This window comes from Pseudoalteromonas sp. ATL1 (assembly GCF_058933015.1).
Window position 1 is genome coordinate 3,685,311 of the sequence record NZ_JBZYXL010000001.1, and the last position, 15,984, is coordinate 3,701,294.

General features: G+C 42.2%; 20 protein-coding genes. 5 read left to right on the forward strand and 15 right to left on the reverse strand.

Translation table 11 applies throughout. The features are described 5' to 3' along the window. Positions 1-13: 13 nt before the first annotated feature. The 4 genes from AC5FX4_RS16165 to folB all read right to left on the reverse strand — a co-directional run bounded on the left by AC5FX4_RS16165 (position 14) and on the right by folB (position 2,872). Entirely contained in the window at positions 14-1,126 is a 1,113-nt protein-coding gene (locus AC5FX4_RS16165) for a hypothetical protein (RefSeq protein WP_493607362.1), read from the reverse strand. Between the two features lie 98 nt (positions 1,127-1,224). Continuing rightward, the gene (locus AC5FX4_RS16170; RefSeq protein ID WP_493607363.1) at positions 1,225-2,031 is read right to left on the reverse strand and encodes an undecaprenyl-diphosphate phosphatase; all 807 of its coding nucleotides are present in this window, start codon (positions 2,029-2,031) and stop codon (positions 1,225-1,227) included. Further along, on the reverse strand, positions 2,028-2,516 hold the full coding sequence (gene folK / locus AC5FX4_RS16175) for a 2-amino-4-hydroxy-6-hydroxymethyldihydropteridine diphosphokinase (RefSeq protein ID WP_493607364.1): 489 nt from the start codon (positions 2,514-2,516) through the stop codon (positions 2,028-2,030). Before folK ends, AC5FX4_RS16170 begins: the two co-directional genes overlap by 4 nt. A gap of 2 nt (positions 2,517-2,518) precedes the next feature. Then, positions 2,519-2,872 carry a dihydroneopterin aldolase gene (gene folB / locus AC5FX4_RS16180; protein ID WP_493607365.1) on the reverse strand — a complete coding sequence of 118 codons (354 nt, stop codon included), beginning with the start codon at positions 2,870-2,872 and terminating at the stop codon, positions 2,519-2,521. Between the two features lie 112 nt (positions 2,873-2,984). Here folB and plsY point away from each other — a divergent pair, with 112 nt between their 5' ends. Next, positions 2,985-3,572 carry a glycerol-3-phosphate 1-O-acyltransferase PlsY gene (gene plsY / locus AC5FX4_RS16185; protein WP_493607366.1) on the forward strand — a complete coding sequence of 196 codons (588 nt, stop codon included), beginning with the start codon at positions 2,985-2,987 and terminating at the stop codon, positions 3,570-3,572. On the opposite strand, the gene tsaD is transcribed toward plsY, so the two are convergent. The 3 genes from tsaD to AC5FX4_RS16200 form a co-directional block, all read right to left on the reverse strand. Continuing rightward, positions 3,569-4,582 (reverse strand): tRNA (adenosine(37)-N6)-threonylcarbamoyltransferase complex transferase subunit TsaD, encoded by a 1,014-nt coding sequence (gene tsaD, locus AC5FX4_RS16190; protein WP_476292030.1) that lies wholly within the window; start codon positions 4,580-4,582, stop codon positions 3,569-3,571. The genes plsY and tsaD overlap by 4 nt on opposite strands. An 87-nt stretch (positions 4,583-4,669) precedes the next feature. Further along, positions 4,670-5,260, reverse strand: a complete 591-nt coding sequence (locus AC5FX4_RS16195; RefSeq protein WP_493607367.1) for a YjaG family protein — start codon at positions 5,258-5,260, stop codon at positions 4,670-4,672. Then, positions 5,244-5,576 (reverse strand): putative signal transducing protein, encoded by a 333-nt coding sequence (locus AC5FX4_RS16200; RefSeq protein WP_493607368.1) that lies wholly within the window; start codon positions 5,574-5,576, stop codon positions 5,244-5,246. The genes AC5FX4_RS16195 and AC5FX4_RS16200 overlap by 17 nt, the downstream gene beginning before the upstream one ends. Positions 5,577-5,613: 37 nt before the next feature. Between AC5FX4_RS16200 and AC5FX4_RS16205 the strand changes: the two genes are divergently transcribed. The 3 genes from AC5FX4_RS16205 (at position 5,614) to AC5FX4_RS16215 (ending at position 8,610) form a co-directional block, all read left to right on the forward strand. Beyond that, positions 5,614-6,009, forward strand: a complete 396-nt coding sequence (locus tag AC5FX4_RS16205; RefSeq protein ID WP_493607369.1) for a DUF2721 domain-containing protein — start codon at positions 5,614-5,616, stop codon at positions 6,007-6,009. A 63-nt stretch (positions 6,010-6,072) separates the two neighbouring features. Further along, positions 6,073-7,599 carry a DUF3369 domain-containing protein gene (locus tag AC5FX4_RS16210; RefSeq protein WP_493607370.1) on the forward strand — a complete coding sequence of 509 codons (1,527 nt, stop codon included), beginning with the start codon at positions 6,073-6,075 and terminating at the stop codon, positions 7,597-7,599. Positions 7,600-7,710: 111 nt separating this feature from the next. Beyond that, positions 7,711-8,610, forward strand: coding sequence for a LysR family transcriptional regulator (locus AC5FX4_RS16215; protein WP_493607371.1), 900 nt, complete (start codon positions 7,711-7,713; stop codon positions 8,608-8,610). Between the two features lie 54 nt (positions 8,611-8,664). Here the strand turns inward: AC5FX4_RS16215 and ubiA are convergent, their stop codons facing one another. Both ubiA and AC5FX4_RS16225 read right to left on the reverse strand, forming a co-directional pair. Continuing rightward, positions 8,665-9,540, reverse strand: a complete 876-nt coding sequence (gene ubiA / locus AC5FX4_RS16220; RefSeq protein ID WP_493607372.1) for a 4-hydroxybenzoate octaprenyltransferase — start codon at positions 9,538-9,540, stop codon at positions 8,665-8,667. Continuing rightward, positions 9,518-10,063 carry a chorismate--pyruvate lyase family protein gene (locus tag AC5FX4_RS16225; protein WP_493607373.1) on the reverse strand — a complete coding sequence of 182 codons (546 nt, stop codon included), beginning with the start codon at positions 10,061-10,063 and terminating at the stop codon, positions 9,518-9,520. Before AC5FX4_RS16225 ends, ubiA begins: the two co-directional genes overlap by 23 nt. 178 nt (positions 10,064-10,241) lie before the next feature. On the opposite strand from AC5FX4_RS16225, the gene AC5FX4_RS16230 reads away from it, so the two are divergent. After that, the gene (locus AC5FX4_RS16230; protein ID WP_493607374.1) at positions 10,242-10,637 is read left to right on the forward strand and encodes a flagellar basal body-associated protein FliL; all 396 of its coding nucleotides are present in this window, start codon (positions 10,242-10,244) and stop codon (positions 10,635-10,637) included. Here the strand turns inward: AC5FX4_RS16230 and glpG are convergent. The 6 genes from glpG to AC5FX4_RS16260 form a co-directional block, all read right to left on the reverse strand. Further along, the gene (glpG, locus tag AC5FX4_RS16235; RefSeq protein WP_493607375.1) at positions 10,618-11,448 is read right to left on the reverse strand and encodes a rhomboid family intramembrane serine protease GlpG; all 831 of its coding nucleotides are present in this window, start codon (positions 11,446-11,448) and stop codon (positions 10,618-10,620) included. The genes AC5FX4_RS16230 and glpG overlap by 20 nt on opposite strands. Beyond that, entirely contained in the window at positions 11,445-11,762 is a 318-nt protein-coding gene (glpE, locus tag AC5FX4_RS16240) for a thiosulfate sulfurtransferase GlpE (RefSeq protein WP_493607376.1), read from the reverse strand. The genes glpG and glpE overlap by 4 nt, the downstream gene beginning before the upstream one ends. 67 nt (positions 11,763-11,829) lie before the next feature. Then, the gene (tdh, locus tag AC5FX4_RS16245; protein WP_493607377.1) at positions 11,830-12,855 is read right to left on the reverse strand and encodes an L-threonine 3-dehydrogenase; all 1,026 of its coding nucleotides are present in this window, start codon (positions 12,853-12,855) and stop codon (positions 11,830-11,832) included. Positions 12,856-12,898: 43 nt separating this feature from the next. Then, positions 12,899-14,095 (reverse strand): glycine C-acetyltransferase, encoded by a 1,197-nt coding sequence (locus AC5FX4_RS16250; RefSeq protein ID WP_493607378.1) that lies wholly within the window; start codon positions 14,093-14,095, stop codon positions 12,899-12,901. Between the two features lie 169 nt (positions 14,096-14,264). Continuing rightward, entirely contained in the window at positions 14,265-14,819 is a 555-nt protein-coding gene (gmhB, locus tag AC5FX4_RS16255) for a D-glycero-beta-D-manno-heptose 1,7-bisphosphate 7-phosphatase (RefSeq protein ID WP_493607379.1), read from the reverse strand. Further along, entirely contained in the window at positions 14,816-15,862 is a 1,047-nt protein-coding gene (locus AC5FX4_RS16260; protein WP_493607380.1) for a glycosyltransferase family 9 protein, read from the reverse strand. Before AC5FX4_RS16260 ends, gmhB begins: the two co-directional genes overlap by 4 nt. Positions 15,863-15,984 lie beyond the last annotated feature (122 nt).

Sequence of the window (15,984 nt, forward strand, 5' to 3'; positions counted from 1 at the left end):
GTCAGGAAACGCTCTAAGGTGTTTCATGACGTGTCTCTTGCTCAATATCATACATTTGCTTCAAGATTTCAGGATATTGCTCGAGGGAATATTTGTTGTATGCGATGCGTCGCTTCAAGCATGGCGTTTTTTGTAAATAGTTTGTACGCCACAAATTCAAGTACTTACCTGATATAAATCGACCATTTTCATGATGATACAGCGATGCTAATCCCCTCGAAAAATCCTCTTTGGCTGCCTTGCTGTTATCAAACTCTTCAAGTGGTGGCAAAGACTCCGCGAGGCGTTGTTCATTCGCCCAGTTATAAAACCCTCGTGCTATCTTACTCACCTGTGCAGGATCTAACGAATCCACCAGTTCCAACAACGGTTTATATAAATCAGAGAAATGAACTTGAAGATGGATCAAAACATTGGTTTCTCTACGCATAAAACTATATTCAGCAAACGCATACGCCCGTGTTAATGCCAAACGTGCTTTTTCTATTTCACCCGATTCCTGAAGATCAGATGCAGATTCCAGTTCCTTCCCTACATAGAAATGAATACTGCTTTGTCGCTCCCCTAGAATAAACAAACGCCTTGCCGCTTTATATTTATCCGATTGTTCGCCTTGGAATCGTTCAACAACAAGCCTCATTGCGACCACATCATCATGTTCAAGCCCATACTCTGCAAGCTCTTTTAAGTCCCAATGCATGAAAGCTTGTGCCACGTCATCAAAATACAGATGACGACCCTGTGTGCCTGTCAATTCATTCCATTGGTCACGTTGCTGTTCTAGCTTTCGCTGATCGCCCTCCGACAGATCTTGACGTGCGATACACCATTGGTCCTCAAATTCAAATCGGGTTGGACCATCCAAACCACCTTCTTTGAAAGTGTTAAGGTAAAGTGTTTGTAATTTATGCTGTAAGGCTTCAATACGCGGATCCAATTGCGTACGTTCATTATCAATTAACCTAGAGCCATCATCGGCTTTTGATTTATGCCAACCTTCAACATCACTTTTGTGCGCCACACTATCATGAACATCGGACGATACACCCAAACCAATAGATGTGTTTATTCCATAAAGTGCGCCCACAATAACTAAAGACACACACACCTTACGCTTCCATTTCATTGCCTTTGTACCCAATTAATATAATTGCATACTTTATACAACTATATTGATTTAAAAAAAAGCCCAAACTTTAAAACTTGGGCTTTCTTTTCTACAAATTATGACCAAAGCAAGAAAGTAAATAATGCAGCACCTAGCACAAGACGATACACAACGAACGGGAACATCCCCATACGTTCAATCACTTTTAGAAAAAAGTGAATACAAACGTAAGCTGCCACAAACGAGAGTACCGTGCCTAAGGCTATCGCCTGCCAATCTATCACTTCTTCACCGCTTGAAAGCTTATAAATATAATAAGATCCAGCTGCTGCAATCACCGGGATTGACATCAAAAATGAAAAGCGTGCGGCACTTTGTTTGTTTAAACCAAGTAACAAGCCGACTGTCATCGTTATACCTGAACGTGATGTGCCTGGAAATACCATGGCAACAACTTGCGATAAGCCTATCAATAACGCACTCATAAAATTGATTTGATAGATGGTTTTAATTTGTTTGGCTTTGGCATCGGCATACCAAAGTAATAAACCAAACACGATTGTGGTGGTCGCGATGATCCAAGCGTTACGAGAATACACTTCAACATAATCTTTAACCAAAAAGCCAATCAATAAGGAAGGAATAGTTGCCACAATAATCCACCAGCCCAATTGGCTGTCGTCTGTTTTACCTCGCGCGCCAAACGATTTAAACCATGCACCTAAAATATCCCCTACTTCCTTACGAAAATAAATAATCACAGCCATCAAAGTACCGACATGCACCGCCACATCAAAAGCAGTACCCTGATCAGCCCACCCCAATATTTGCGACGGCAAAATCAAGTGTGCCGAGCTAGAAATAGGTAAAAACTCCGTTAATCCTTGGACTAACGCCAAAACAATAATTTCAATAATACTCATGGTATTGAAAACTCCACTTTCCATAGTTTCTGATTCGGGTTGTTATACGCTTGCCAAATACTGGCGATGGTTTGTTTGTTTACGGGGTGAATGTGATTTGGCGCAACTTCGAACAAAGGCAGTAACACAAAGGCGTTTTTGGTAATTTCATCTCTGGGTAGCTGTGCTGGGCTGTCGCATATCACATCATCATAAAACAGCAGATCCAAATCTAATGTTCTGGGACTAAATTTCTTATCCTGACGGGTACGCCCATTTTCCAATTCAATTTGCTTAAGCAAAGCACAGACTTGCTCTAAAGGCATGGCTGTTTGTGCCCCTAAAACTGAATTGTAAAAATTGCTACCATCAAAGCCAACCGCTTCGCTTTCATACACACTGGAATGTGTGAACTCGGGAAAGTGCTTTATTAATGCGATAAGGCCTGCTTTAAGATTGTTTTCCCGATCAACATTTGAGCCCAAACTGATATAAATTTGCGCCATCGCTACAACTTCGCTCTTGTGATCTCAACACCCACGGTTTTCGCTGCGGGTACTGCAGCGGGTTTGCTTACTTTTATTGTTACTTGTTCAACATTGAACTCATTTAAAATTAACGAAGCCAATTGCTCAACCAGCGTTTCTAAAAGCTCGACTGGTTTAGCCGTGGTGTGTTCAATTACACGCTCACTCACTTTGGCATAATCAACCGCTAAATTAATATCATCGGCTCTTGCAGCAGCCGAAATATCGGTCAACATCTCAATATCAAAGTACAAGCTTTGTTTACTTTCCTTCTCAAAGTCGTAAACTCCTATTATAGTTTCGACGTGTAGTTGTGAGATATAGACCTTATCCATTGATACTCCACTGGTTGCATAACTCTAGGCTGTGGCTGCTTATTCATGATCTACAGCCAACAATAAACGCCGATCATAGCCGAAAACGCCAAAAGACAAAATAAGGAAAAACGTGTTAGTTAGTTTAATGTGCGTCTGTGCCTACTTAGTTGGTTCAATATCTTCTGCCGTATTGGTATGTCGTGTATTTGGCTTACCCGATCCCCGCTTTGCAGGATCGCAAAATCCAGGCGCAACGAATGTTTTGCGCATTGGCGGCAAACTACCTGCGGTACTCGTATTGGTGTTTGATATATTAAAAGGCACCATCCCTGTATGGGGGGCGTATTTTTTAGAGATTGAACCCATTTGGCTCGGTGCAATTGCCGTTGCAGCGTGCTTGGGTCATATCTATCCAATATTTTTTCATTTCAACGGCGGTAAAGCGGTCGCAACAGCGTTTGGCGCCTTGCTACCAATTGGTTTATCTTTGGGTGGAATGCTAATTTGCACTTGGCTGTTGATGGTGTGGCTGACTCGTTACTCGTCATTAGCTGCAATCGTCACCGTCACCTTGGCGCCACTTTATACTTGGTTGATCAAACCTATTTATACTCTTCCTGTGAGCTTCTTAACGGTATTAATTATTTTTCGTCATAGGGAAAATATTAAAAGGCTCTTAAAAGGCAAAGAGCCCAAGGTCGGTCAGAAAAAACCTTAAAGCGGCTTTAAACTATCGAGCGGCCAGCGCGGCTGAGTTTTCATGTCCAGCGTCGCATATTGCTTGGCTTTTAAACGCTGCATACCTGCAAACGCGATCATTGCACCATTGTCGGTACAAAACTCTGTTCGGGGGTAATACACCTTGCCTTGCATCCCTTGCATAACACGTTCTAACTTGCCACGCAGTTCAGTATTTGCACTTACTCCACCGGCAATAACCAAACGTTTAATACCCGTTTGTTTGAGCGCTCTTTTGCATTTGATTGCTAATGTATCAATAACCGCAGTTTGAAAGGCGTGAGCAATATCCGCTTTAGTTTGTGCATCATCACCATTTGCACGAATGGTATTAGCCGCGGCTGTTTTTAATCCACTAAAGCTAAAATCCAGACCCGGTCTATCCGTCATTGGACGAGGAAAGACAAACCTCCCAGCCACACCTTGTTCAGCCATTTTAGCTAACAAAGGACCACCTGGGTAATCTAGACCGAGTAATTTCGCTGTTTTATCAAACGCTTCTCCAGCAGCGTCATCCACAGACTCTCCTAAGATCTCGTACTCACCAATGCCTTCAACTTTCACCATCATGGTGTGACCACCAGACACAAGTAAGGCAATAAACGGAAATTCGGGGGCATCTTCTTCTAACATAGGTGCTAGCAAATGGCCTTCCATGTGGTGCACTGCAACAGCAGGAATGTTCCAGCCAAATGCTAATGAACGACCAATAGAAGTACCAACAAGTAACGCGCCAACAAGACCTGGTCCTGCGGTGTAGGCAACCCCATCTAACGATTCTGGGCCACAACCGGCTTGCTTAAACGCCGCCTCAATTAAAGGAATGGTCTTACGCACATGATCTCGAGAAGCGAGTTCCGGCACCACTCCCCCATAATCGGCATGCACTTTAACTTGGCTATAAAGTTGGTGTGCAAGTAGACCTTGCTCATCGTCATAAATCGCAATTCCGGTTTCATCACACGATGATTCAATGCCTAAAATTCGCACACTAAGTCTCCCAAGACCAATTTTAAAAGGGCCCGTATTCTACCCGTAGGTGGATTTGAAGGGCAAGTAAAAGGCAGTATTCGAATGTTAAATCGCAATACCAATGTTGGTTTGTCCATCCGCAATTGCATGCTGTTTTAGCGCTTTGACATTCTCCGCAGAAATACGGCCCATATTTTCGACAAACTCAATCAGCTCAGACAAAATGTCGATTTCGTACTGCATAATTGGGTGCTCTCTCACCAATTTATTATCTGGTTCAATTTCCTCATTCATCAGTAAAAATTCGACATAGCGAGCAACGGTTGCTTGGGAAATCTTGGCGATACTGACAAACTCTTGTTCATCTTTTGCCATTAGCCCATGCATCAACCCCAATAATGCAGTTGCCGCATCAATCGCAGGATAAGTACCAAACATATCAAACTCAGATAGTTCGGGGACGTTTGGCTCAACTTTTTCTACTTGTTTTTCGAGGCTAATTTTACTTTTCGGCAGTAAAATCTTTTCCCAACATACATTCAGCGCATTACGTAATGCGGTTTCATCACCAAAGCCAGTTGCCTCACTGAACAGGCCATAGTTTGGCAACATGCGTTCTATGATAGCGGCGGCTAACACCGCCTTTTGCAGGTAATTGAGCTCTCTAATGCGTTGAAAGTTATTCGCTTTGGTCATTTTGTTTTCCACATTGCCAGCAATATTGAAATGCTGGACCATTTAATTCAGTACAGTGATTACAGCACCAATCTGAGGTGGGCTGATTTTGCGCGTAGTTTAACAATATTTCACGGGCCGCGCGCTCTTTTATCTCATAAACCAATACGCTGAGTTTTGCTTGCTCAGCTGGAATATCGCCAATCGCGCCAACCAGTGACTCACCATTGATCCTGACCTGTATTTTAGCTTGGTTCAATAAACCTTGAACAATATGTGCTTCCAACAAATTGTCGGTGGTAAATACACATCGCCATTTAAAGCTATTATCTGTCATAATGATTTCTCAATTCGTAACGTCAACGAGGTGTACAATGACGCTCACTACTCCCGGACTTTTATTTCCTGCAATCTCATTGTTGCTGCTTGCTTATACTAATCGCTTTTTGGTACTTGCACAGCTAATTAGAGAACTTAATGCAAGAGAGGGAGAAAGCATTCGTCCATTGGTGCGAGCTCAAATCGACAACTTGAGAAAGCGCATAAAGCTTATCAGGTTTATGCAAGTTTGGGGGGTTGTCGCATTCTTACTTTGCACCTTATCCATGTTTGCACTTTTTATCGAAGTCTCACTGACTGGTATTATTTTATTTGGTGCAAGCCTATGTTGCCTCACGATTTCACTTATCATCTCATTGTATGAAATACATATTTCTTGTGATGCGATTGAAATAGAATTGCAAAATATTGAGAAAAAGCCAACGTCTTGATTAAGCAGGCCCCAGTTTTAATGACTATACTGATTAGGTGAATAGTGATTATGGGGTCGGCGAGTGAGCAGCTTTCTTTTCTCAGATGAATCCTTAGAAGAAACAACAAACCCAAGCCTCAATTCAGAATATTGGGACATATTGATTGTTGATGATGAAGAGGATATTCATCAAGTAACTAAGCTTGTTCTGTCAGGTTTTGAGTTCGAACAAAAAGCATTGCGTTTCCATCATGCTTATTCTGCACAACAAGCCAAAGAAATATTACAAAAAGAGTCTCTCATTTCAGTCGGCCTAGTTGATGTGGTTATGGAAACGAATCATGCTGGACTGGATCTGATTAAGTACATTCGTAATGAATTAGCTAATCATGATGTTCGCCTAATATTGCGTACAGGCCAGCCGGGTGAAGCCCCAGAAGAGTCAGTAATTAGAGACTACGATATTAATGATTATAAAAATAAAACTGAGCTAACCGCGGTAAAATTAAAAACCTTACTCTACTCCGCTTTACGCGCACATCGCGATATTCAAATTATTGAAAAGCATAAACGAGGATTAGAACAGATTATTAATGCATCATCCTCATTTTTACAGTGTAACAGTGTCAGAGAATTTGCTTCAACAATATTGGCACACGTATCTAACGTGATGGGCCTTCACGATAATGATATTTACTGCGCAGCGGCCATCAATAATTGCAAAGAATCAGGTGCCAAATTTAAACTGCTTGCTGCATCTGGTGTGGGTGTAGAACCTAAGTCTTCTGATATTCCTGACAATGTAAAAAACTTATTTATTGAGTCTCATAACTTAAAAGCTTCCCAGTCCACGGATACTGAATATGTAGGTTATTTTCCGTCTGCAGGTGGTGGTGAAACTATGCTCTATGTAGGCAAAGAATCAAAAATGCGTAGTACCGACCGTCAATTGCTTGAATTCTTTGCCAACAATATAGCGCTCGCTTATGACAACATTAAACTACGCGAAACAGTGAAAGAATCACAAAAAGAGCTGTCTTACATTTTAGGTGAAGCTGTAGAGCGACGCTCAAAAGAAACGGGTTCCCATGTTAAGCGGGTCGCCCACTACAGCATGTTGCTTGCGCAACTTTATGGTTTATCCGATTACAAAGCAGAAATTATTAAACTTGCTTCACCATTGCATGACATAGGAAAGATCAGTATTCCTGATCAAATATTAAACAAGCCTGGTAAGCTATCCGAAGAAGAATGGCGGGTAATGATGACCCATGCAGAAACTGGTTACGAAATTTTACAACATTCTTCTAACGAAATATTGCAATGTGGCGCTACAATAGCGCACCAGCATCATGAAAAGTGGGATGGTTCAGGCTATCCTAGGGGTCTAAAAGGTGAACAAATCGATGTTGTTGGTCGTATTACTGCACTTGCTGACGTTTTTGATGCATTAGGTAGCGATAGATGTTACAAACCGTCATGGCCTTTAGAAAAAGTATTGGCACTGATACAATCGGAGCGAGGGAAACAATTTGACCCCAAACTCGTTGATTTATTTATAAACAATTTAGATCAGTTTATTGCAATCAGAGATAGTTATCCCGATTAAAAAATGTAAGCAAAATGTAAAAGTTTCACTTTCAATATTCCATTACTTGTATTAGTATTAGGAAAATGCACATTATCATTGTGTTGTATGTAGAAATAAAAGGAATTTCGAATGAGATTTGAACAACTAGAACAGTTTGTTGCGCTTGGCAATTTACGTCACTTCAGACAAGCCGCTGAACAAACACAAATTAGTACATCCGCCCTAACTCGTAGCATTCAAACACTTGAAGACGAGATTGGATGTGAGCTTGTAAAACGCTCTACTCGCTCAGTAAGGTTAACAGAGCAAGGTGAGATGTTTTTAAGCTACTGTAAAACAACTCTATCCGAACTTGAACTCACCAAGAAAACGATTAAACAAAGTCTTTTTGGCAGAGATCAACAGAAACTTGTAATTGGTTACACCAGCGATGCTAGCTCGATTGTCCCTATGTCTTGCGGTCAATTTCTTGCTGATTACCCTAACATCAAAATTGAGATGCAATTACAAGATGAGCACGAGCTAACCCGTAAATTACAATTAGGTGAAATAGATATTAGTGTTTACCTGCAAAGTGCGAGTAACGTGGTGAGCGATATTTATTTACCTGATCAGCTGATTTTGTTTGTCGCTAAGCATCATCCTCTTGCTAGTAAAGACTCTTTACGAAAAGATGAGTTAGTAGACTATCCAATGTACGGCTGCTTCTCACAGTCTAAGCAGGTTCAATCAATGCTTAATGAAGCTGTTGAAGGGCTAAATAAAAGTAGCAGCATGAAAATTGGTAATATTGATCAGGTTATGGACGGCTTGAAGCAATCAAACCACTTTGCTATTGCAAGCATTGAACACGCAAATACAATCGCTCAAGACCCAAGTTTGGTGATCCTCAAAACAAACAAAGACCTTAATCATGAGCAACTAGTCGTGCAGACTAACCACCATGTTAATCGTGACGGTCACATCAAGCATTTACTTGGCCTTATTGAGCATTCGGCAAAAAGTAAAGCTTATGCATCGAATGTATAAATATATTCATAAGAGGTGCATTGCACCTCTTTTTTGCCTAAATTAAAGTCGCAATTATCTAACTAATAGAGAAGTCGCAATACCAACAAAGATAACTAACCCGACCCGGTTATTCTTAAGAAATGCATCAAAGCACTGCATTCTATCTCTGCTATTTATTTGAATTTGTAGCTTAACCATTAGAATGACTGCAACCAAAAGGCCTATAAAATATGGCCAACTGAAATTGAGCGTTACACCAATAAAAATCAATATTGCACTAAGCACAACATATAGAGCGGCAACCCAATGCCTATCATACTCCCCAAATAGAATGGCTGTTGATTTGACCCCGATTTTTAAATCATCGTCTCTATCCACCATTGCGTACATCGTGTCGTAAGCTACCGTCCATAAAATATTGGCAAAAAATAGCAGCCAAGCATGACTGGGGACTTCGCCAATACTTGCCATAAACGCCATTGGAATAGAGAAGCTATATGCCATACCGAGTACAACTTGTGGCAAGTGGGTATAACGTTTCATAAAGGGGTAGCACGCAGCCAACATCAATGCAACGACAGATAAGCCGACGGTTTGCCAAGATAACTGTAACACCAGCACGAACGCGACACTGATTAACAGCAAAAATAAGGTAAGTGCTTCACCGGGTTTAACAGCCCCTGTCGCTAGCGGTCTATCTGCTGTTCTTTTTACCGCACCATCTACTTTTCTATCTGCAAAGTCATTGATCACGCACCCTGCACTACGCATAATAAATACGCCTAAACTAAAGATTACGAACAGCTCTATGGAAGGTATACCATCATTGGCAATCCAGAGTGCCCAATATGTCGGCCACAGTAACAAAAGCGTACCAATCGGCCTATCTGTTCTCATCAAACGCTTGTAAGCGGGTAAGTTCGATTTATGAAGCACGCTGAGTTGCATAATCTCTCCTTGGCAAAAAAATCTCGCAAACCATAATCTTAGCACTTTCATTACTAAACACTCGGCGACGTGCATACATCGGCGCTGTGGGTAACTCCAAATCATTTAACAAAGCACTAATCGATGTGTCTGCGTCAACTTTAGCGACTTCCAATTCTGAACGCTGCCAAATAGGGTCTTGAAATAATACTTCTCCTAATGGCTTACTGCCTAACTGACGAACGCCCATATCCGAAGCTTGTGTGCTGATCCAACTTTGCGCGTAAACACGGGCAACCTCATCACACATCAGCAACACTTCTCGGCACAATATCTGCGTGCATAGGGAGCCTAGTATCTCTTTATGTTGCTGTTCAGAAGCTAACCATTTTTCTCGCAACACATCCACACGAAATTGCTCGGTACTACTTTTCAGTAATGCCGTTAAAGAGCCGTCATCAAGTAGTTCTGGCGCAACCGCACTTGGTAATTCAGGGCATAACTCTAAAGTATGCCAATCAAAATCAATTGAGAAAGGAGTCATCAAATAACTTTTGTCTAATATTGGAGGAATACCCGACTATCATAGCATTGCACTGCTTTTCACAAAAGTTTGTTGATATTTTAACGGCATAAACATCACAAATATGTAATTTAAATTGATTTACGTATACACTTAGCAATGTGAAAATGAAGATGAACCAATGGGAATTCAAACCGTTATGAACAAGCCTAACAAACTACTCTCCGCTCTTGTTTTGACCATTGCAAGCTTCGGTGCAAACGCAGAATCGAATGTAGGCTACTTTGGTTTTGAACCTGACATCATCACAAACTACATCGGTCAATCTAACAAAAAGCTCGGCTATGTCCGTGTCACAGTTGATTTAATGCTCGAAGACATAAGTAACATCAGCGTCGTAGAGCATCACACACCTTTATTAAGAGATGCCATAGTGCAAATTCTGGGTAAGGAACCTGAAGAGACCATTAAGTCATTAACTGGTCGGGAAGAAATTCGCCGACGCTGTGCAGATAGACTTAAGATGCTTTTAAAAGAAGAGACAGGTGAAGAAATAGTCAGAGATGTACTGTTTACTAAATACCTTTATCACTGATCGTTAATCGACGTGGCTGTATTAAAGCCACAAACATACCACTTAACAAACCAAACAAATGTGCCCAATTTGCCATACTGATGAAAAACATCTCAGTAAATCCAAATACCATCCACAGCAACATGAACCCAACGACACCTTTACTCACTATGGCCGGTTGAGATGGATTTTTTGCACCAAACACCCAGGCATACCCTAACAACGCATAAACCACACCACTGAGTCCACCAAAGCGGCTATCGACCATAAAAAATTGAGCCCAGTTACTCACTATGGCGCTAAACACAAACAACATGTAAATGTAGATAGCACCTGAACGCGTCACAATCTGCTGTCCTAAATGCAGCCACCAGCTTAAATTGAATACCAAATGCAATGCACCAAAGTGCAAAAGTACAGGGGTAAACCAACTGATGGGTTCATCTGCTTTAAATTGTAAGTGATGGAAAATACTATTGGCATCAAAAATATAAAAGCTGAAAAATACACAGATACAAAGAACAAAAACAAGCTTCACAAACCAGTGTAACGCTAAAAATCGCTGCACTAAGTTTAGCTCGCTCGATGCGTATTTAAATGGCGACTTTGCTTCACCACTGTGCCAAGACGCAGCCATATATCTATCGTGATGTGGGTTTTCTAAAAACTCTTGCCAAAGTGCATGAGCTTGCGTGTGAAATTCACTGGGTACCCAAACCTCAACCAAAATGCCATCCGATGAACGTAGGCTCACTGGTACGCCTTGTGATTTAAAGTAATCCGCTGCGCCTTGTACTGCACGAGGATGATTAAAGGTACCCAATAAAATCATTTGGCTACATGGTCCGGTAGTTCACTGGCCCACTGTGTAAAGCCGCCATCCATGCTGTAAACGTCTTCAAATCCTTGTTCAATTAAATAATTTGCAGCGCCTTGCGAGCTGATCCCATGGTAACAAACAACAATAATCGGCTGATCAAATTCTTTTTCCTGCATAAAATGACCGATGTTTGCGTTAGATAAATGCTCTGCGCCCGGAATATGACCTTGTGCAAAGCTATTTTCATCACGAATATCCGCAATAACAACGTCTTCACGTGCGAGTAACTCTTTGGTTTGTGCAACAGAAATGTGCTTCATTGACATATAAATACAACTCTTAGAATGAAAAAGGCGACCTATGCCGCCTTTGAAAAATTGATAACCGCAGGGTCTAATCCCAGTTTAAGATCACTTTACCCGATTGACCAGAAATCATCGTATCAAAGCCTTCTTGGAACTCATCAATATGGAATTGATGCGTAATGATAGGCTCTAGATTTAAACCCGATTGGATCAAGCTTGCCATTTTGTACCACGTTTCAAACATCTCGCGACCATAAATACCTTTGATCACTAAGCCTTTGAAAATAACTTGGTTCCAATCAACAGCCATATCTGACGGTGGAATACCGAGCATAGCAATTTTACCACCATGGTTCATGTTATTGAGCATGCTGTTAAATGCCACGGGTACACCTGACATTTCTAGACCAATATCAAAGCCTTCCGTCATACCAAGCTCTTTCATGGTGTCTTCAAGCTTCTCATTGGCCACATTGACGGCTCTGGTTGCACCCATTTTACGGGCAAGGTCGAGACGATATTCGTTCACATCGGTAATCACCACATGACGAGCACCGACGTGTTTCGCCACTGCTGCCGCCATAATGCCAATTGGGCCAGCACCTGTGATCAGCACATCTTCACCCACTAAGTCAAAAGACAAAGCGGTGTGAACCGCGTTACCGAATGGGTCAAAAATCGAGGCTAAGTCATCCGAAATATTGTCTGGGATTTTAAAAGCATTAAATGCTGGGATCACCAAATATTCTGCAAATGCCCCTTCACGGTTTACCCCAACACCCGTGGTGTTACGGCATAAATGAACGCGTCCTGCACGACAGTTTCTACAGTGACCACACGTAATATGGCCCTCACCTGATACTCTGTCGCCCACATTAAAGCCTCGCACTTCTTGGCCCATGTCGACTACTTCACCTACATACTCATGCCCCACAACCATAGGAGTAGGAATAGTATTTTGCGCCCATTCATCCCATTTATAGATGTGTACATCAGTGCCACAAATCGCGGTTTTACGGATCTTAATTAACAGATCGTTATGCCCAACTTCCGGTTTAGGCGCATCTGTCATCCATATCCCTGGTTCTGCTTTTAACTTAGATAAAGCTTTCATACTCGTTACTCGGTGACAAGCAAGCTTTTGGCTTGCTCTTAAATTAAATAATGCCTAGTTCTTTACCAATACGGGTAAAGGCGTCAATGGCTTTGTCTAGCTGCTCACGTGTATGCGCAGCAGAAATTTGTGTACGGATACGCGCTTGGCCTTTTGGTACTACAGGGAATGAAAACCCTGTGACGTAAATACCTTCGGCAAGTAATTTGTCTGCCATTTGCGCCGCCACTTTCGCATCGCCTAACATAACCGGAATAATGGCGTGATCTTTACCGGCACAGGTAAAGCCAGCAGCTTCCATTTGCTCACGGAAATATGCCGCGTTGCGCCACAATGTGTCGCGTAACTCTTTACCGTCTTTAAGCATATCAAGTACGGCAATCGATGCCGTCACAATTGACGGTGCCAATGAGTTAGAGAATAAGTATGGACGAGAACGTTGGCGTAGCCAGTCAATCACTTCTTTTTTACCTGACGTGTAACCACCCGATGCGCCACCAAGTGCTTTACCCAAAGTGCCAGTGATGATGTCTACACGGTCTAGTACACCACAGTATTCTGGCGTACCACGGCCATTTTCACCAACAAAACCAACAGCATGTGAGTCATCAACCATCACTAGCGCATTGTATTTATCAGCAAGGTCACATAGCGCTTCTAGATTACAGATCACACCATCCATCGAGAATACGCCGTCTGTCGCGATGAGTTTGTTTTTTACGCCCGCTTCGTCAGCAGCAATCAGTTGCTTCTCAAGATCAGCCATGTCGTTGTTTGCATAGCGGAAACGCTTTGCTTTACAAAGGCGAACCCCGTCAATGATAGAGGCATGGTTTAACGCGTCGGAAATAATCGCATCATCAGGACCTAAAATCGTTTCAAACAGGCCAGCGTTAGCATCAAAGCACGACGAATAAAGAATGGTATCTTCAGTTTGTAAAAACTCGCTGATCTTGGCTTCTAAAGTTTTGTGAATATCTTGCGTACCGCAAATAAAACGAACTGAAGCCACACCAAAACCGTGAGCATCTAACCCCTGCTTAGCCGCTGCAATCAAAGTTGGATGATTGGCTAGTCCTAAGTAGTTATTAGCACAAAAATTGATAACTGAATCGCCGCTTGAAACGGCAATTTCAGCTTGCTGAGAAGAAGTGATAACACGCTCATTTTTATATAAACCTTCAGCTTTGACTTCTTCAAGCTGATTTTGGATCTGGCTGTAAAAGGCCGATGCTCTCATTTGGAGTCTCCATTATTTGCACGGGGTCCCTAGGCACGCTCAGAATGTTGTCTGTATCAGCATACCGGGCAAATCAAATTGGGTCGTTATTGTAAAAGGTTCAAACCGCAATTGCACGAGTTGTGATTATCCCGCGCAATTTAGTTAAATAAAATAGCGATGAGATAAGTTACAATAGGTTTGGTACAAGTTTTAATGATGCGCACACATGGTCCGCTTGGCTTTTAACATCAGCAGAAAAAGATTGACCAGACTCGACTAAAATCGCTTTGCCAACACCAGCAGCCCGCGCGGCTTCAATATCCGACACTTTATCGCCCACCATCACGCTTTGTGTCACATCAATATCAAACTCTTCAATCGCTTGATTCAACATGCCGGGACTTGGCTTACGGCAATCACAGTCTTGTTTAAACTCAGGTAATGCTTTTTCTGGATGATGCGGGCAATAATACACTTTGGCGATATTCACTTGGTGTTTCGCAAATTCATCACACATCCACTCGCTGAGTTTGGCAAATTGCAACTCATCATAATAGCCTCGGCCAATGCCTGACTGATTAGTCACAACCACAATGATGTAACCCATGGCAATAAATTGCTGGCATGCCTCAAACACCCCATCAATAAACTCAAAGTCTTCAATTTTGTGCACATAGGCATGATCAATGTTTATAACGCCATCCCTATCGAGGAAGATGGCCTTTTGCTTGCTATTACTCATAAGTTCTCTGCCTCTATCACATGCTCAAACATATTTATTACTTGCTCGGTGCTGATCTGAGCCATTAGATCGCTGCCTTTCACACGCGTTCCCCAAGCTAGCTGTTGCGCCGTTTTACCTTTTTGTTCAAGCAGGTTTTGGTGATATACCTCAACCACATAATCTTGGTACAAATACGGGCCTGTTCTGGCAGGATTTGAATGCGCATATAAACCGATCACTGGCGTACCAACGGTCACCGCCATATGGGCAGGCCCAGTGTCAGGCGCCAAAACTAACGATGCTTGTTCAAGCACGCACAATAGAGTTTTGAGTTGAGTTTTGCCGACTAAATTGGTGATCTCACATTGCGCATGCTGAATAATATCCGCAGCTAACGACTCTTCTAAAGGCGTTGGTCCGCCGGTGATCACCACCGAGAAACCTTTTTTGGCAGCATGTTCAGCAAGTGCTGCATAGCGCTCTGGAAGCCAGTTTCGTTCGGCTTTGCTTGCCGCTGGTGAAATAACAAAAATTCTATCATTTAATCCAGCGAGCAGTGTTTTAGCCTGTTCAGTATCGTGCTCTGTCACAGGCATATTCCATGTTGGCCTATCACATTGAACACCAATGGCACGCGCAAAATTTTGAAAGCCTTCTAGCACATGCGGTTCAGTTTGCGGCTCAATTCTGCGGTTAATAAACAAAGAATGTAACTCTTTGCTACGGCCTTTATCAAAGCCAATTTTAACCTTGGCAGGAATACAACGAGCAGCAAGGTTCGCTCTCAGTGCCACTTGCATATGCAACAGCACATCAAACTTTTGACCTTTAAAGGTTTGCTTAAGTGTCTTATAAGCGGCCTTACCTTGCTTTTTATCAAAAATAACAAACTTCACACCCGGCAAATCAGCCAATAACATGGCCTCAACTTTGCCTATCACCCAAGTAATGGCTGCATCAGGGTATGTTGCTTGAATAGCTTGCACAGCAGCAACGGCATGACACACATCACCTATCGCTGAAAGCCTGAGAATACAAATAGAACGCGGAGAAAAAGACACCTAATTTCCTGCAATTAAAACTTGTTAGGGCTGCGATCTTAAATTAATCAATGCGGTTTGCAAGTTTAAGGCCGATAAAAAACACGGTACACTTATGACATACTCTCCCACCATCCAGCATT

What these genes read in the sequence shown, in the direction of transcription:
- ubiA (WP_493607372.1), bottom strand. Translation starts at nt 9,540, where the DNA reads ATGCAACTCAGCGTGCTTCATAAATCGAACTTACCCGCTTACAAGCGT.
- AC5FX4_RS16215 (WP_493607371.1), top strand. Translation starts at nt 7,711, where the DNA reads ATGAGATTTGAACAACTAGAACAGTTTGTTGCGCTTGGCAATTTACGT.
- glpG (WP_493607375.1), bottom strand. Translation starts at nt 11,448, where the DNA reads ATGATTTTATTGGGTACCTTTAATCATCCTCGTGCAGTACAAGGCGCA.
- AC5FX4_RS16225 (WP_493607373.1), bottom strand. Translation starts at nt 10,063, where the DNA reads ATGACTCCTTTCTCAATTGATTTTGATTGGCATACTTTAGAGTTATGC.
- AC5FX4_RS16200 (WP_493607368.1), bottom strand. Translation starts at nt 5,576, where the DNA reads ATGACAGATAATAGCTTTAAATGGCGATGTGTATTTACCACCGACAAT.
- AC5FX4_RS16170 (WP_493607363.1), bottom strand. Translation starts at nt 2,031, where the DNA reads ATGAGTATTATTGAAATTATTGTTTTGGCGTTAGTCCAAGGATTAACG.
- AC5FX4_RS16250 (WP_493607378.1), bottom strand. Translation starts at nt 14,095, where the DNA reads ATGAGAGCATCGGCCTTTTACAGCCAGATCCAAAATCAGCTTGAAGAA.
- gmhB (WP_493607379.1), bottom strand. Translation starts at nt 14,819, where the DNA reads ATGAGTAATAGCAAGCAAAAGGCCATCTTCCTCGATAGGGATGGCGTT.
- AC5FX4_RS16195 (WP_493607367.1), bottom strand. Translation starts at nt 5,260, where the DNA reads ATGACCAAAGCGAATAACTTTCAACGCATTAGAGAGCTCAATTACCTG.
- AC5FX4_RS16165 (WP_493607362.1), bottom strand. Translation starts at nt 1,126, where the DNA reads ATGAAATGGAAGCGTAAGGTGTGTGTGTCTTTAGTTATTGTGGGCGCA.
- glpE (WP_493607376.1), bottom strand. Translation starts at nt 11,762, where the DNA reads ATGTCAATGAAGCACATTTCTGTTGCACAAACCAAAGAGTTACTCGCA.
- AC5FX4_RS16230 (WP_493607374.1), top strand. Translation starts at nt 10,242, where the DNA reads ATGAACAAGCCTAACAAACTACTCTCCGCTCTTGTTTTGACCATTGCA.
- AC5FX4_RS16205 (WP_493607369.1), top strand. Translation starts at nt 5,614, where the DNA reads ATGACGCTCACTACTCCCGGACTTTTATTTCCTGCAATCTCATTGTTG.
- tdh (WP_493607377.1), bottom strand. Translation starts at nt 12,855, where the DNA reads ATGAAAGCTTTATCTAAGTTAAAAGCAGAACCAGGGATATGGATGACA.
- folB (WP_493607365.1), bottom strand. Translation starts at nt 2,872, where the DNA reads ATGGATAAGGTCTATATCTCACAACTACACGTCGAAACTATAATAGGA.
- folK (WP_493607364.1), bottom strand. Translation starts at nt 2,516, where the DNA reads ATGGCGCAAATTTATATCAGTTTGGGCTCAAATGTTGATCGGGAAAAC.